Source organism: Prevotella dentasini JCM 15908, from assembly GCF_000614065.1.
Lineage (GTDB): Bacteria > Bacteroidota > Bacteroidia > Bacteroidales > Bacteroidaceae > Prevotella > Prevotella dentasini.
The window spans coordinates 40,351-54,466 of the sequence record NZ_BAKG01000013.1 but is presented as its reverse complement, the minus strand read 5'-3'; the positions used below and the strand labels follow the sequence as shown (position 1 = coordinate 54,466).

Sequence of the window (14,116 nt, the reverse complement as noted above, 5' to 3'; positions counted from 1 at the left end):
ATTGGCCTATTGGCAGCAGTGCCTGTCAGCGATGCAGCGGTCAGGCGTCAGATGCGCTCGTGAGATGCAATCGTGTATGTCTCTTTATGAAAACAGTGTCCTTCTTGAAGTCAAGAAGGACACTATGTCATTATGTTTTTTCCTTACTGATAGTTCAGTTAGAGGCCTAAGCCTTCAGGGCCTTATCTGCCGCGTCGTTGACGGCCTTGTTGGCCTTCTCGTTGGCTTTGTTTACGGCTTCGTTGGCTTTCCGGGTTGCCTTGTTGGCAGCCTCGGCTGCCTTTGCCTTGGCATTGCCGGGAGCGTCTTCTACAGCCGCCTTCATGGCCTTGGCCTGCTCTATGGCCTTTCCGGCATTGCTGTTTTTGGCGTTCTCCATCAGCTGTGAACCTGCATCCTGCGCGTCTTTGGCGGCTGCGCCTGACAGGCTCTTCAATACGTTCTCGGGGTTCAGCTTGGTTATGGTGCTCATTGCAGCGGCAACGGCGTTGGCGGCATCGGAGTTCCCTGCTCCCGCAACAGCGGTCTGAATGGATGCGGCATTGTCCTTCAGCCACGTCTGGAGAGCGGTGATGTAATTCTTGGCTTCCTCCGGATTGTTCTTTGCCATTTCCGCCAGTTTGGTCTGTGCATCGGCCAACAGCAGGGCGACGTTCTTACCGTCCTTGGCTTTTACTCTTTCGTTGAGTGTCTTGATGAGTGTCTGTATGTTTGCAGGTGCCCCTTTCAGTACAGTTGTGTTTCCCGATTCGTTGCTGTCGCTGGTGGCGGCGGCCGTGTCTGCCATTGCAGAGTCCGCGTCGGAGGTGGTTGTCTTGCTGCCGTTGTTACAGCTCGTCAGGGTCATTGCTGCCAAGGCAATGATTGAAAACATGGTTCTTTTCATAATCTCTCTTTTTTGTTATTATAAAATCTGTATAAGCAATAACGCTGAATATGCAGTGTTGGTATGTCTGTTTGCATGATTTAACGCTTATTGTCTGTAAGTTAGTCCCCGTGCCCGATATTCTGTACGTGTTTGGAAGTGTAGGTAGGAGGGATATGCTGCTTTGCCGGCTATGTTTCCGTAGTTTTGCCGGTATGCTTTCCCGTTCAATTCGCCTGCTTGGTGAGAAGTGTGTAATGTGTTGGGTTGCAAGTGGTTGTAGTTCACAAGACAAGATAATTATTAAAATGTATCTAATTGAAAATAAAGAGGTTACCTTGCTTGCGAAACTGAATAGGTAACGATTTGGAAACGAGCAAGCTACTTGGCTTCGCTGTTTTCTGCCTAACAAAGAACGCTTGTTATTCTGTTTGCAAAGATAATACTTTGTTACCGAATAACAAGCGTTTTTGCTGAAATATTCACGTTTCTGCATTTTGGGTTGCCGTAGTGTGATAGGAGTTGGCTATAGTCCTCTTCCTAGCTTCTTCTTTCTGTTGGCTTGGTATCTCAGCTTGCGCTGCCATACTGCTTCTGCATAATCTTCGCTGTGTGCTGATGGCGAAATCATTTCTCCTAATCTCCTTCTACTACTTCATCGGCTGCGCTAATCGCAGCATCTGTTACCGTACCAATAGTATTAAGTGGTTGTAAGGTATCGCCATCTCGTGAGATATTGGAACGGCTTGGAGGAACAAGTTGATAACCTGTATCAGAGGTTTCTTTTTCCTTTGGCGGATTATACTCGTTTTGTTGCAATGTTTTTGCCTCTGCCTTATTGATAATCTTCTGCAAGGAACGATAACCAAACTCCCTGCCAACTTCTGAAGCCTTGAACGTATGTTCTCCATATGAGAACTTTAAGCCATAGACCTTGCCCTGCTTGTTCTTCAAGCGCTCTATGGTAATGCCGTTCTTGTTAAGTTCGTAAAGGAACATAGAGTGTCCCGTGATGCCTGTATCTTTGTATTTGTCAAGCAAGGCATAGCAGATTTGCTGTACCTGCTGTTTTGTTTGCTCTCTTGTGGGATTAGCCTTTGTCTTTTGGTGTTTCCTTTCCGCTTTGACCTCCTTTGCGATGGTCAAGCCTTTCTCTCTGCTTATTTCCTCCGCCACTCTCGCTGCCCTGTTGCTTACAAATGTGGTGTCATAGACCTCTCCGTACAGGCTGATGCGGTTGGCAATGATGTGAATATGTCTGTTGTCGGTGTCCTTGTGCGTTACCGCCACCCATTGATGGTTGTCAAGTCCTATTCGCTTGGCAAACAAATGGGCTATTCGCATAAGTTCGGGCACAGGCAATTTTTTCTCGTCCTGCGGTGCGATGCCTATTTCGATACGGAGAAACTTGTTCCTGCAACGGCTGTTATAGTCGCTGACCACCTTCATTTCCTCATAGACAGTCTTTGGCTCCCTGCTACAAAGATTGTGGAAGGCAAGCCGGCTACCGAGCTTGCCTTCCCTGAATATATAGTCCAAAGCCGTACTTCCGTGGGCTATTGCCTTGCATTTACCTATCATCTCTTGTTAGATTTAAGACCTTATATACCTCCTCATCCACACGAAAATGCGGGTCGTAAAACCGCTTAAATGCTTCTTTGGCACATAGGGAAAGGTTCTTTGTGAGAAGTACCCACCTTTCGTCCTTGACCTTGATGAGGTTGGAAATCTGTCCGTAAAACCTTCTCGTCCGTTGGAGTATGGCAATGGCTTCCCTCTCATTGTCGGTCATATTGGGAACGGCTGTTACTTCTCCGTTAAGGAGTATCTCACGGCAGTAATCGGAGAACTTCCGACCTGTGATTTCCGCCTTTGACTTGATTCGCTGCTTCTCTTTTAAGGTGCATCTTACCTTGATGAATTCCGTCTTGTTTATCTTCTTTTCTTCCTTATCCTGTTGCTGCCATCGGGCAGCTTTTCCTTTGTATTTGTTCATATAAGTTTCCTTGAAAGTTAATCATTGCAGATGATTCATTGCTTCTTAATTCCTGAACACTGACCGATGAGAACGGAGTGATTACGGTCTAATCTCCCTGATAGTCTGACGAGGGGAGCAGGGAGCAGTTTGTGGGTACAAACTGACGTCTTGCAATGTCAGCTAACAAGACGTTTACGCACAAGGCGTTTTGCTGCTTGAAAATGAATGCAGTGCATTCTGTGTTTAACTGCGTTCGTGGTGTTCTCATCATTCAGATGTCTGATTAGTTAAAATATGATGTCATATTTGCCCAAATATGACGTCTCTTTTATGAGAATATAACATCATATTTTAATGCGACAGTAGGATTGGAGCGGGAAATAAATCTTTTGAAATTCATCCCTTAACCCTTTTCCTGCGGTTTACAACCTCCTCCATTTCTCTATGTCCTCACCGTACTCCTCCAAATGGAGGCGCACGATGTTCTCCACAAAACTTGAAAGGTTGCTGCCCCTGTCGCCCAACCTACGCACAATGAAGTCGGCACGCTCCTGAGTTTCTCGGCTCAGATAGACCGCCTTTCGGTTGCTCAGTTTTGTTGGAATAAGGTAGGCTTGCTTGTAGGCTTCAAGCGTCTCTTTTCTCATCTTGGCACTGATGCGCCTTTGAACGGTTCCACTCTCAGTATTTAGTACAGGTTCAGAGTGCGTGGTATTCTCTGTGTCCTGTATGTTTGGGTCTTGAAAAGCTCTGGATCTCCTTGCCCGAAGTTCGGCAATAAGATGTTCAGACGGACCTTCAATTTGGTTGAGTCCTAAATATTGCTTGGTGGAATAGATTGTATTCTCCATTCCCTCGTTACTGACTTTTTTCTTTTCCATTATTCTATCTCATTTTATGTTTGACTTGTTTTGATTTTCTGTTTTGATTTTGCTCCGTAACCGACATCCGTATCCGTTCCTGCACTTTCTGCTGCTCCTGCTTACGCATACGGCTGACATGAAACTCGTTGAGGTCTTTGAAGCCTTTGTAATGTACGGACATATCCTCCACCTTGAGACCTGCCCTTACAAATTCTTGCACGGTTCTCCGCCCAGCTTCATCATTATCAAGGAAGGCACGGATATAGGTCAGGTGTCGGTCGTTCAGATAGCGGACTGTCCTTGCCATATTGCTTACAGAGTTCATCACAAGGCAGTGATTGATAATTTTCTCTTTCATTGAAAGAAAAGAAAGAAAATCCATGAAGCCCTCAAATAAATAGACAGGCTGTGTCTTGTCTGTTGTGTGTTCTGTCTGTTTGTCCGTAAATATCGGAGTAATATCCTTCGGGGCGATTGTCCCTTTGAATGAGCTGTTATCTCGAAGTTCATATCCTCCCGATGGATTGGCAAAGCCGATGGCTTGGTAGCATTGCCCTCTTACCTCATAGCTTATACATTTGAGAAACGGCATAGCCTTTTCCAAATCAATGCAGCGTACCTTTGTAAGATACTCCTGCAAATGTGGCGGTAGGGTGTTTGATATGCTTATCAGTTTCCTTGCCTCGTTTGCAGCCATTGCCGGTTGGGAATTATTTGGTGCAAAGTCATTGCGAGAACTATATGCTGTATTATCAGGAGCGGTCTGACCTAAGCGGTGAATGGTTTCCGAAAACGTGCAGTTTTCCAATCGCATATAAAGGTCTATGATACTTCCGCCCCTGCCTTCGGCATAGTCTATCCAGAGGTTCTTCTCTGTGTCCACTTTGAAACTCGGATGTGTTTCTGCACGAAGCGGTGAACGGTACAGGGCATAGGCTGGTGTCCTACGTACAGGATTGATGCCTTTCCTTTCAAGATACTCCACGATGGAGTATCGCTTGATGAGAGATAAATCTTCTGCTTTCATTGTGATATGTTTGAATTGATTGAATATTTTTTTTTGAATGATAATGATGTGTTTGAATAACAATAGTGTGTTTGAATAACAATAGTGTGTTTGAATGATATTTGAATGGTAGTTGAAAGAAATTCTCTTTTCTGAAGTTTTTCCCTCCAAACTTTTTTATCTTTCTTCTTACTACATACTATTTCAAGTTAAGTTGTTGATAATCAATGTTTGTTTATAGAACGGTATCATACTACCAACCTACTACATGCGCCTACTACATCTGACTGCTGCAATAACTTGGCAAGGGACAAGGAAGTATCTTTATTACCTTATATACATAGATGGGACTGCCACCATCTCGCCTTCTGCTCACTTTCTCAAAGCCAGCCCTTCTAAGGGCTTCGCCCATGTGCTTCAACGACAATGGGTGATGCGTATAGTAGCCTAAATAGGTAATTATCTCCGTTGTGGTCATATAGGAGCAGTGGGGATTATCATCAGTCGGCTTCTCGAAGCACCTCAACAGCAGTTCCATTTCTGCGGTCTGCACTTGGAAATCCTCGCTCTCCCTGTAAAGCTCCGCTATTTCGTCATCGTCAAACCAATAGCGGAAACCGGCGTTCAACAAGGCTTTGGCTTCCGCATAGACACTATCCATAGAGATAGCCTTTGCACGTTCTATATCAATGGAAAGCACCTCAAAGGGCAGAAACCGTCTGCTGCCTGTCGGGTCTGTAAGGAAGTCGTTGCCGTTCACCGATGCCACGAAACTCGCCAAGTGTGGGTGTTCCTCCACATACTTGTCGTAGGGCATGCGGTACTTGACCATCGGGCAGGTGATGAGGTTCTTGAGTTCGTTCTCGTCACGCTTGTTGAGGGCTTTGAGCTGGTCGTCGATGTTTACGATGAGGTTCTGCCCGATATAGGTGAGCGTGTCCTTCTCCTGCGGATATATCTTGCCCGTATAGCTGTAACCGTGTAGGGCAGGCGGACAGAGCAAATCCAAGAATGTTGTCTTGAACTTGCCCTGCTCGCCTGTCAGCACGAGGCAGGTGTGGTTACGACATTCACGGTCGTCCATTGCGTTGGCGACCACTGCCACGAGCCACTTGGTGAGGTACGGCAGCCACTTGTCGGAGTTGCTCACCACAACGCAGCTTGCCAAGTAGGGAATAGCTTTCAATGAAAAGGAAGAAGCATCATTATTACTTTCATTATCACGGCGACAGTCTGTGCTTCTACTATTGTTGCAACCAATATCTATCAAGGGCAGTTGCTTGAAATACTCCTGTATGGGGTTGATGCGTGGAGAGAAGCTGCTCTCGATGATGGAGTACAGGTTATCCGATGAGGTTATTATCCCGATGTCGTTGTCTATCTCCCTGCGGAGCGTGTTGATTTCATAGCGACCTACTTTTGTAAAATCACTGTTTGCCTTGCTTCGGTATTCGGTTCTTCCCAATACCGTGTTGTATCTGAACTCATAGTGCGTGGAGAGATAGGCTTCTATCTCTGAGTTCTTGGAGGAAGTCCTTCTCGGTTTGGGCGTATTGTTACCGCCTTCCGATTTGCCTTTATCTGCATTCTTCTTCATTATATGCTTTGTTTTGTTTCCAAGAACGAAGTTATCAAGAGAATGGGTAAGTTCCAAGCATTCAGGGAGTGCTTGCATAATGTTGCACTTGTCTGCAATAAAGTTCACATGTTTTTTATTGAGGTGGGAAAAGAAAAAGGTTGATTTAAGCTAAAACAGAAGATAAAACAACAAGAAAAGGCGAAGACAATAGTGTGCCCCTTGCGCATGTTTGCAGTATTCTGCACCGATATTGCAAACTATAGAATCTATGCAGAGATGTGGTAGCGTTTGGCCACATTGAAAGTGCCGCAAGCTGCAACTTGAACAAACACCGAATTGAATTGGATATGCACCGCTCTGTCTTTGCACTAAAATGGCGGTGAAAGAAAAATACAGGGCTAAAAGGTGCAAACGTCAGTCAATGGAATGCATTGCCTTTTCCTTCAAGTTCCCGATATTTCCCTGCTGTTCCCTCGTACTTTGAGGTATGGAAAACACATCCTACTTTTGCAGGCAGAAACATGCGATGAAGCGCAGGACAAGAAGGATTTTATAAACAAAACAATAATAGAACTATGGGATATTTTATCATTACGGACTCAAATTGGGCAAGACTGAGGGACGAGATACTCGCTCTTGCAGAGACCTGCCACAAGGCTTTCGGAGAAAAGAGCAGGCACACGGATTGGTTGCACAATGGTGATGTATGTAGGTTGCTCAACATCAGCAAGCGTACCTTGCAGCACTACCGTGATACGGGTGTGCTGCCCTTTGTCCAAATTGGACACAAGTGCTATTACAAGCGTGAGGACGTGGAACGATTGTTGGAAACCAAATCAGAGAAAACAAAAACGGACAAATAAAAGAACAACAATAAGATAAGAGAACTATGGAACAGGTAAGGGACTTGAACATGGAGGCTGACGATATGCAGGTGGTATTATCTGCACTCAGCGGTGTGAGCAAACGGATAAAGGAAGTGGCACAGACACACAAACCGCTCTTTGGCGGTGAACATTACCTCACGGGCAAGGAAGTGTGCGAACGGCTGTATATCAGCCCCCGCACCTTGCAGGACTATCGGGACAGGAGGATTATTCCCTACACGCAGTTTGCGGGGAAGATACTCTATAAGGAGTCGGACTTGGAGAGGATGTTGGAGGAGAATTATCAGGAGTAGCAAACATATTACCCTCTGAATATGTTATAAAATCTAAAATAATCAGTGAAATGAGAGTTTTTTACACTTTTGTGTAGAGTATGTATGTATTATAGCATTTACTTTTGCCCTAAACAATTATTTAGTTATGGAACAAAGATACAGTAGAAACAGGATCTACGTGAGCGAGAAAGAACAAAGTTTAATCAAGGATTATAGAATATTCCTTGGTGGTGCAGGTATAGGCAGTATCGTGGCTGAATGTGCCTTGCGGTTTGGTTTCGAGCATATTACAATTGTCGACGGTGATAAGGTTGAGAAAAGCAACCTGAACAGGCAGAACTATACGGAGAATGACATTGGCAGATACAAAGCAGAGTGTTTGGCTGAACGTTTGCTAAGTATCAATCCCAATGCACAGATAGATTACCATACGGAGTTCCTGACCCCTGACAACATAAAAAATATGCTGAGTGGGCATAATGTTGCTATCAATGCATTGGATTTCAAGGATGAAACCCCTTTCGTTTTTGACAAAATCTGCAAAGAAAGAAAAATCCCCATACTTCATCCATACAATTTTGGATGGGCGGGTTTTGTCACGGTTGTTGATCCATTGGGACATACCATATCAGAACTGGCAGACGAGCCTAAGGGATTTGAACTAAAGGTGGCTGAGTATGTAACCGGGCACGGGGCTTTCTGGAATCAGCCAAAAGAATGGTTGGATAAAATAGTTACTCAATACAGGGAAGAAAGCGAAATGCTCCCACCGCCACAACTATCCATAGCATCATGGATCGCAGCGGGATTATGTACAACGGCAATGTACAATCTTGCAACAGGAAAACCTGTGAACTATTTTCCAAAATTCTATTTCTCCTCACTTTTGCAGTAAAGTGAAATATCGTTTTAGAACAATTTGTTTAAAGTTGCCCTTGAAATAGCTTCTGTAATATTCGCCACGCCTAACTTCTCAAAGGCGTGGCGTTTATAGAATTTAATAGTGTCCAATGAACGGCATATCTTATCCGCAATTTCCGTCATGGTAAGTCCTGCTGCTGATAACCGCAGCACCTCAATTTCTTCTTCTTTGAGCGATACTCCTTCACATTCCTTCCACCGATGGCTTTCGAAATAATATTTCCAATAATTACAGAATCCATTCTTATGGAACTCTACATGTCCGACGGTTTTATGCGAAGACAGCGATACAACACACATTGCAATCCATATTTTGCCCTCATCGGTCAATAGAATGGGAGTAAGTTGGTGGTTGATTAGTTTGCTCTTTGCCCCACTGGTCAGATGAAAATGATATGACATAGAGCACTGGTATTTATCAACATCATCGAAGGTATCAAAGAACTTAAAGCCACTGTTGTTCAACTCCACGAGCATTTTCTGTTCTTCCTCCGGCACGTGTCCCAAATAAAAACTATATCCCAACTCTTTCACCTCCTTTGCCGTATGCCCACAAAGGAACAAAGGATTATCTGATACATAAAGAAACTCCTGCTTATAATAGTCTATCAAGTAAACGCTCTGATAGGTTATACGCGCAAAAGCCTCTACGGTATGAATCAATGTGGACAGTACATTTGAGTCATAGTCCGGTGCATTGCGTACAGTATTCGATGCGATAAAGAAGTCTTTTACATCTGTCATATGATGAATATATTAGGTCCTTTACATAATCTGTTGGCAAATATATTTATTTTTTTCGGAATAACATCAAAAGACTACACAAAAGTGTAAAAAGTAAAGCAGAAAAAGGCAAATTACCCAAAAGTGTAGTATTCCATATTTGAAGAGCCACTATTTTTGCCGTATAAAATAAATATAAAAGGATTATTATGGAAAAGAAAGTCGCGTCATTCAACGAGTATGAGATATTCATGGCAGATAAATCCTGTCTGAATGAAATCGCCAATTTCGTGGTCAGGGAAAATTACTCCCATCACTTATCTTCATTTACAGAGAAAGAAGTAAATGAAGACATCAAATCAGTGCTTGAAGAAGAGGAATATCTGTATGATAACAAATCCCAAATCTATATTGCAAGGGATTCCTTTGGGAATATGATAGGCTGCATCAGGAGCTTTCATTGGGATAAGCACAAGATTCTTCCAATAGAAAAGGTATATGGTATAAACCCTTTATCTGCTATACATAAGGAAGCAAAATATAACTATTGGCATATTGGACGTTTTGCCGTTGCAAAGGGAACAGGAATATCCACATTGACTTTATTCAAGCGGTTAATGGCATTGGCAGTAAAGCCGATAGTTGAGGACAAGTACAGTTATATGATTGCAGAGATTGACAGCAAACTATTGAAAGTAATGAAAGCTTTGGGATTTGGCACACGCCAAATAGGAAAATCCATAGATTACCTGACATCGGAGACCGTTCCAGTATGTTCCAGTAAAAGAGGTATCAAGGGCTTCTTTTCCAAGTATGGTGAACTTTGCAAGGCTGCATGATTACACTTTTGTGTAATATTTAAACGAACATATTCTCTATTACACTTTTGTGTAGCGAAATAATTTGGAGATATAAATATATTTGCAACAGAAATAATCAAGTCGACAAGATTATAAAGCAGACCTAACTGTCAAAAGGAGCAATGCCAGAAGCTATAAGATGGCACAAAACTAATATTATATGGAAAAATGTTTTTTAGAGATTCTCCACAATGGAGAGGTAATGAATGAAACATCCTTAGAGATGTTGAAAGGTGGATTTGGAAGTTCTACTGATTGTCCAAGTCTTACGTCGTGTGGTTGTTACAAAGGAAATGCCGTTGCTTGCATTGGCAACAAGGTTAAGCCAGAGCCGGTAAAACCTCCTACAGACACTAACGGTTCTACTACTAATAAACCATAATTTTATAATTGAAATCATAAACGTAAAATAGTGGACTTAATAACTTAAAGTATTCCACAAATAATGACTCTTGTTATTAAGTTCACTTGTTTTTAACACTAATGCTTATGAAGTTATCCTTATATACTATATTATTTGAGAGAGATAATAAATTTTATCTATATAACTCTGAAACAGAGTTCCTCTCTTTATTATCAGAAGACATTTATGAAAAATTGTATAATGGAGCTTATAACGAAATTGAAAAAGAATTTATAGATGTACTTAAGGAGAAAAAAATCATAATTGATGACGAACATCAGTATGACTTTTATGATTCTTGCAAATTGAGTTACCTCTCTAATATTGGTGTTACAGATTCTTTGAGTTTAGTGATAGCCCCCACTACGGGATGCAATTTTGCTTGCCCATATTGTTTTGAAGGTGAAAAGAAAACAAAGGTAATTTCAGATGATGTAATAGAAAATCTTATTTGCTTTATTAATGGATATTCTTCTGTAAAAAAACTTGACTTGACATGGTATGGTGGCGAACCTCTCATGGCTTTTGATAAGATAAAGCAAATCATACTAAAAATACGCAATAATTGTAAAGTAAAGATATGCTCACAATCTATTATTACAAATGGTTATCTTTTGTCTGATAATGTAATTCGAGATATGATTAATCTTGGATTTACTGAAATTCAGATATCTTTTGATGGAGATGAAGAAAATCATAATAAAACTCGCTTCTTAAAAGGAAATAAAGGGCGTACTTTTGCTAAAATAATAAATAATCTTGACAATCTTGTCAGGCAGGTTCCAGATGATTTCAAAATAGATTTACGCATAAATGTAAATAAGGACAATGAAAATGATTTTGCACCGCTATATAAGAAATTCATACAAAGATATGGTACACATAAAGTTAATCCATATCCAGGATTCATCCGTGAAACCAGTAAAGATGGTTGCAAAATGTGTTATAAATCATTGTTTGACATTAAGCGTTTTCAATTTTATAAAAGAATAGAGAAAGAAGGAGTTCCTGTAGACTTCTTTCCGCACATAGATTTGCAAAAAGGATGTATGGTAAATCGGAATAGTAGTTTTATCATAGGTCCAAGTGGTGAAATGTATAAATGTTGGAATGATTTCAATTCGCCTGAAAGAATAATAGGAAATATTCAGAATGACAAATTAAAGAATCCGACATTAGTAAGTCACTATTTATATGATACGTCTATCTATAATACCCAGAAATGTAAGGATTGTGCACTGTTCCCTGTGTGTGATGGAGGCTGCCAATGGTTTAAGCATAAAAATATCTTTGAGGGTAAACAGTATAATACATGTTGTTTCTTAAATAATCAGCAGATATTAAAGGAATGTCTTTTAGAGCATGCGAAAAAAGATAAAGAAGATTCTTATAAAATATATGCAATTTAAACATAAGTGCTATGAATAAATATATCACGTCTTTTTTGGTTGCTTTGACCTATTCTACTTGTCTGAATGCTCAAAGCATTAATGGAGTTGTAATGGAGAACGATAGCGTTTTTATTCCTTACGCGACTGTGTCATTGCTTCAGGCATCCGATTCTGCGTATGTTACGGGAGTCGTGTCGAATGAAGATGGAACGTTTGCTTTCGATGCTTCTCCTGTAGATAAGTTGGTGAAAATATCGTATGTAGGATGCAAGACGTTGATTCTGCCGGCTTCCGAACACATGACGGTATTGCTTTCACCTTCAGAACAAATTCTAAACGGCGTTACGATAACGGCCACGCGTCCTGCGTTCCGAATGAAGAATGGCGTGTTCGTATCCAGCATTCAAGGCACGGTGTACAGCCAGTTGGGCAGAGCAACCGATGTGCTGCAACAGTTGCCGATGATGAGTACCGACGGAGTAAGTGTCTTGGGTAGAGGAACACCTCTCATCTACATCAATAACAAGCGTATGCGCAGCTGGAGCGAACTGGACCGCATAACGAGCGACATGATAAAAGACATCAGGATAGATATGAATCCTGGAGCAAAGTATGGTTCATCTGTGCGTGCCGTACTCTTCATTACCACACTGAAACCCGTCGGAGAGGGACTGGGCGGAACGCTGACCATGAAGGAGAGTGTGTCCAGCTGTTGGACAACAGACGGATGGCTCGACTTGAACTATCGCCACAAGGGACTGGATGTGTTTATGAGTTCGTCGTACGAAACTTTCAGCAAGTTGCATTATCTGCGTACAGACACTTACCGCTTTCGGTATGGCGGACAGGATGTCAATGCCGATTATTCGGGCGATGGCTACAGTTCATCGAAGAACGGTTCCGTCATATTGGGCTTCAACAATCAGTTCTCTGAGAAACAGTCACTCGGTGCTACCTACATCTTTTCACGAACATTTTCTGGCCATTCCGACCAGTCTTATCATAATCACATGCAGCAGGGCAACGAGCTTACCGAGTTCGACACACGGTCGCACACTTTCTCGCAGAATGGCAGTCATAATGTGAGTCTGTATTATGAGAATAGGTTCAGTGATAAGTTGGCTCTCAACGTCGATGCCAGCTATGTGCATAACAACAGCAATGGCAGACAGACGGTCGAGAGTAAGCAGAACACAGCCAATTCAATGCTCATTCCTGTCAACAAGATTGCTTCCGACCTTGGAGCACTGAAAACGGTTTTCTCCTCGTCGTTGGGAAAGAACCAGTTGGAATATGGTTTCGAAGCCACTTACACCCATTTCCGTCAGAAATATAATATTGACAACAGCGACTATACGGGCGTACTGGAAAACAACGACAACGAGTCGAAGCAGTCGGCAGCCAGTGTGTTTATTAATTACAGCCGTAGCTTCGGTCACCTATCTTCCCGACTTGGCCTGAAGTACGAATACACCAACTACGACTATTATGCCGGAGGCAAGCTCATTAATGCCAGTAGTCGTACCTATCATCGCCTGTTGCCCTCCGTTTCCTTCTCTTACGACGTGAATCGTCTGTCGCTCATGTTGAGTTATAACATATATACCAGCAATCCGACTTACAGCCAGTTGGACGACGGACTGCATTACATCAGCGATTTCCGTTACGACAGAGGCAACTCCCAACTGAAGCCTACTTATAACCACAACGTGTCTTTCAGCGCATCTTACAAGGATCTCATCTTTATATGCGACTATACTTATGGGAAAAATGCCGTCATCACGTGGTTCGACGTAATGAATCAGGTGCCGGCTGTCCTATCCGGTGAGGAGAATCATTCCTATTCGAGCGCATACAGTAGCCTCTCTTATGCTCCTACGCTTTTCAAGATATGGAAACCGTCGTGGAACCTGTGGGTACATAAGCAATGGCTGTCGCATAACGGACTTTCCTACAATCGGCCGCAGTGGGGGTTGCAGTGGAAAAATTTTGTCACGCTGCCCAAAGACTGGTACATCGTAGTGAATGTGAGCGGAAACCTTAAAGGCAATGCCGACACATATATGTCGGAACCGTTGCTCAGGGTAGATATGGCTGTTCAGAAAAATATGAAGAACTGGTGGGTAAAGTTGAGCGCATTGGATCTGTTCAATTCCAAGGAAAAGGGTTATTCGCAATATGCCGAGGCCTATACCTCGCACCGTGTTGATTATCGGCATCCCGTCATCAGCTTGACCGTCTCCTATTCCTTTAATCCAGTCCGATCAAAATATAAAGGCCAGACAGCCGGACAGAGCGAGCTGAAACGATTATAAAAATACATACCTTCGTAGTGTATGGATAATTAATAGAATATTAGTTCACG

Annotated in this window: 12 protein-coding genes and 1 pseudogene; 6 read left to right on the top strand and 7 right to left on the bottom strand. The window is 42.5% G+C overall.

Annotation, left to right across the window (positions count from 1 at the left end; translation table 11 throughout):
• Nucleotides 1–166 precede the first annotated feature (166 nt).
• From JCM15908_RS14150 to JCM15908_RS07750, 6 genes and pseudogenes are all read right to left on the bottom strand, one after another.
• Nucleotides 167–886, bottom strand: a complete 720-nt coding sequence (locus JCM15908_RS14150; RefSeq protein ID WP_148295554.1) for a hypothetical protein — start codon at nucleotides 884–886, stop codon at nucleotides 167–169.
• Between the two features lie 505 nt (nucleotides 887–1,391).
• Nucleotides 1,392–2,446, bottom strand: a pseudogene (locus JCM15908_RS13040) (relaxase/mobilization nuclease domain-containing protein).
• A complete protein-coding gene (locus JCM15908_RS07765; protein ID WP_025002915.1) occupies nucleotides 2,436–2,861 on the bottom strand; it encodes a plasmid mobilization protein in 426 nt (141 codons plus the stop codon). The pseudogene JCM15908_RS13040 and the gene JCM15908_RS07765 overlap by 11 nt, the downstream one beginning before the upstream one ends.
• Nucleotides 2,862–3,265: 404 nt before the next feature.
• Nucleotides 3,266–3,724 (bottom strand): DUF3408 domain-containing protein, encoded by a 459-nt coding sequence (locus JCM15908_RS07760; protein ID WP_025002914.1) that lies wholly within the window; start codon nucleotides 3,722–3,724, stop codon nucleotides 3,266–3,268.
• 4 nt (nucleotides 3,725–3,728) lie between these two features.
• The gene (locus JCM15908_RS07755; RefSeq protein WP_025002913.1) at nucleotides 3,729–4,733 is read right to left on the bottom strand and encodes a DUF8464 domain-containing protein; all 1,005 of its coding nucleotides are present in this window, start codon (nucleotides 4,731–4,733) and stop codon (nucleotides 3,729–3,731) included.
• A 256-nt stretch (nucleotides 4,734–4,989) separates the two neighbouring features.
• Nucleotides 4,990–6,387: a virulence-associated E family protein gene (locus JCM15908_RS07750; protein WP_025002912.1), complete on the bottom strand. Its 1,398-nt coding sequence runs from the start codon at nucleotides 6,385–6,387 to the stop codon at nucleotides 4,990–4,992.
• A gap of 479 nt (nucleotides 6,388–6,866) precedes the next feature.
• On the opposite strand from JCM15908_RS07750, the gene JCM15908_RS07745 reads away from it, so the two are divergent.
• The 3 genes from JCM15908_RS07745 to JCM15908_RS07735 all read left to right on the top strand — a co-directional run bounded on the left by JCM15908_RS07745 (nucleotide 6,867) and on the right by JCM15908_RS07735 (nucleotide 8,348).
• A complete protein-coding gene (locus tag JCM15908_RS07745; RefSeq protein WP_025002911.1) occupies nucleotides 6,867–7,154 on the top strand; it encodes a helix-turn-helix domain-containing protein in 288 nt (95 codons plus the stop codon).
• A 26-nt stretch (nucleotides 7,155–7,180) separates the two neighbouring features.
• Entirely contained in the window at nucleotides 7,181–7,471 is a 291-nt protein-coding gene (locus JCM15908_RS07740; RefSeq protein ID WP_025002910.1) for a helix-turn-helix domain-containing protein, read from the top strand.
• A 127-nt stretch (nucleotides 7,472–7,598) separates the two neighbouring features.
• On the top strand, nucleotides 7,599–8,348 hold the full coding sequence (locus tag JCM15908_RS07735) for a ThiF family adenylyltransferase (RefSeq protein ID WP_025002909.1): 750 nt from the start codon (nucleotides 7,599–7,601) through the stop codon (nucleotides 8,346–8,348).
• A gap of 14 nt (nucleotides 8,349–8,362) precedes the next feature.
• Here the strand turns inward: JCM15908_RS07735 and JCM15908_RS07730 are convergent, their stop codons facing one another.
• Complete coding sequence (locus JCM15908_RS07730; RefSeq protein ID WP_025002908.1) at nucleotides 8,363–9,118, bottom strand: helix-turn-helix domain-containing protein; 756 nt, start codon at nucleotides 9,116–9,118, stop codon at nucleotides 8,363–8,365.
• 188 nt (nucleotides 9,119–9,306) lie between these two features.
• Between JCM15908_RS07730 and JCM15908_RS07725 the strand changes: the two genes are divergently transcribed.
• From JCM15908_RS07725 to JCM15908_RS07715, 3 genes are all read left to right on the top strand, one after another.
• Nucleotides 9,307–9,936: a hypothetical protein gene (locus tag JCM15908_RS07725; protein ID WP_025002907.1), complete on the top strand. Its 630-nt coding sequence runs from the start codon at nucleotides 9,307–9,309 to the stop codon at nucleotides 9,934–9,936.
• Between the two features lie 510 nt (nucleotides 9,937–10,446).
• Nucleotides 10,447–11,769, top strand: a complete 1,323-nt coding sequence (locus tag JCM15908_RS07720) for a radical SAM/SPASM domain-containing protein (RefSeq protein ID WP_159101324.1) — start codon at nucleotides 10,447–10,449, stop codon at nucleotides 11,767–11,769.
• A gap of 173 nt (nucleotides 11,770–11,942) precedes the next feature.
• Complete coding sequence (locus JCM15908_RS07715; protein WP_234396413.1) at nucleotides 11,943–14,066, top strand: outer membrane beta-barrel family protein; 2,124 nt, start codon at nucleotides 11,943–11,945, stop codon at nucleotides 14,064–14,066.
• The last annotated feature ends 50 nt before the right edge of the window (nucleotides 14,067–14,116 follow it).

Bases quoted from the DNA above. Each gene is read 5' to 3' on its own strand.
- JCM15908_RS14150 (WP_148295554.1), bottom strand. From the start codon at position 886: ATGAAAAGAACCATGTTTTCAATCATTGCCTTGGCAGCAATGACCCTG.
- JCM15908_RS07755 (WP_025002913.1), bottom strand. From the start codon at position 4,733: ATGAAAGCAGAAGATTTATCTCTCATCAAGCGATACTCCATCGTGGAG.
- JCM15908_RS07750 (WP_025002912.1), bottom strand. From the start codon at position 6,387: ATGCAAGCACTCCCTGAATGCTTGGAACTTACCCATTCTCTTGATAAC.
- JCM15908_RS07745 (WP_025002911.1), top strand. From the start codon at position 6,867: ATGGGATATTTTATCATTACGGACTCAAATTGGGCAAGACTGAGGGAC.
- JCM15908_RS07730 (WP_025002908.1), bottom strand. From the start codon at position 9,118: ATGACAGATGTAAAAGACTTCTTTATCGCATCGAATACTGTACGCAAT.
- JCM15908_RS07740 (WP_025002910.1), top strand. From the start codon at position 7,181: ATGGAACAGGTAAGGGACTTGAACATGGAGGCTGACGATATGCAGGTG.
- JCM15908_RS07735 (WP_025002909.1), top strand. From the start codon at position 7,599: ATGGAACAAAGATACAGTAGAAACAGGATCTACGTGAGCGAGAAAGAA.
- JCM15908_RS07765 (WP_025002915.1), bottom strand. From the start codon at position 2,861: ATGAACAAATACAAAGGAAAAGCTGCCCGATGGCAGCAACAGGATAAG.
- JCM15908_RS07720 (WP_159101324.1), top strand. From the start codon at position 10,447: ATGAAGTTATCCTTATATACTATATTATTTGAGAGAGATAATAAATTT.
- JCM15908_RS07760 (WP_025002914.1), bottom strand. From the start codon at position 3,724: ATGGAAAAGAAAAAAGTCAGTAACGAGGGAATGGAGAATACAATCTAT.
- JCM15908_RS07725 (WP_025002907.1), top strand. From the start codon at position 9,307: ATGGAAAAGAAAGTCGCGTCATTCAACGAGTATGAGATATTCATGGCA.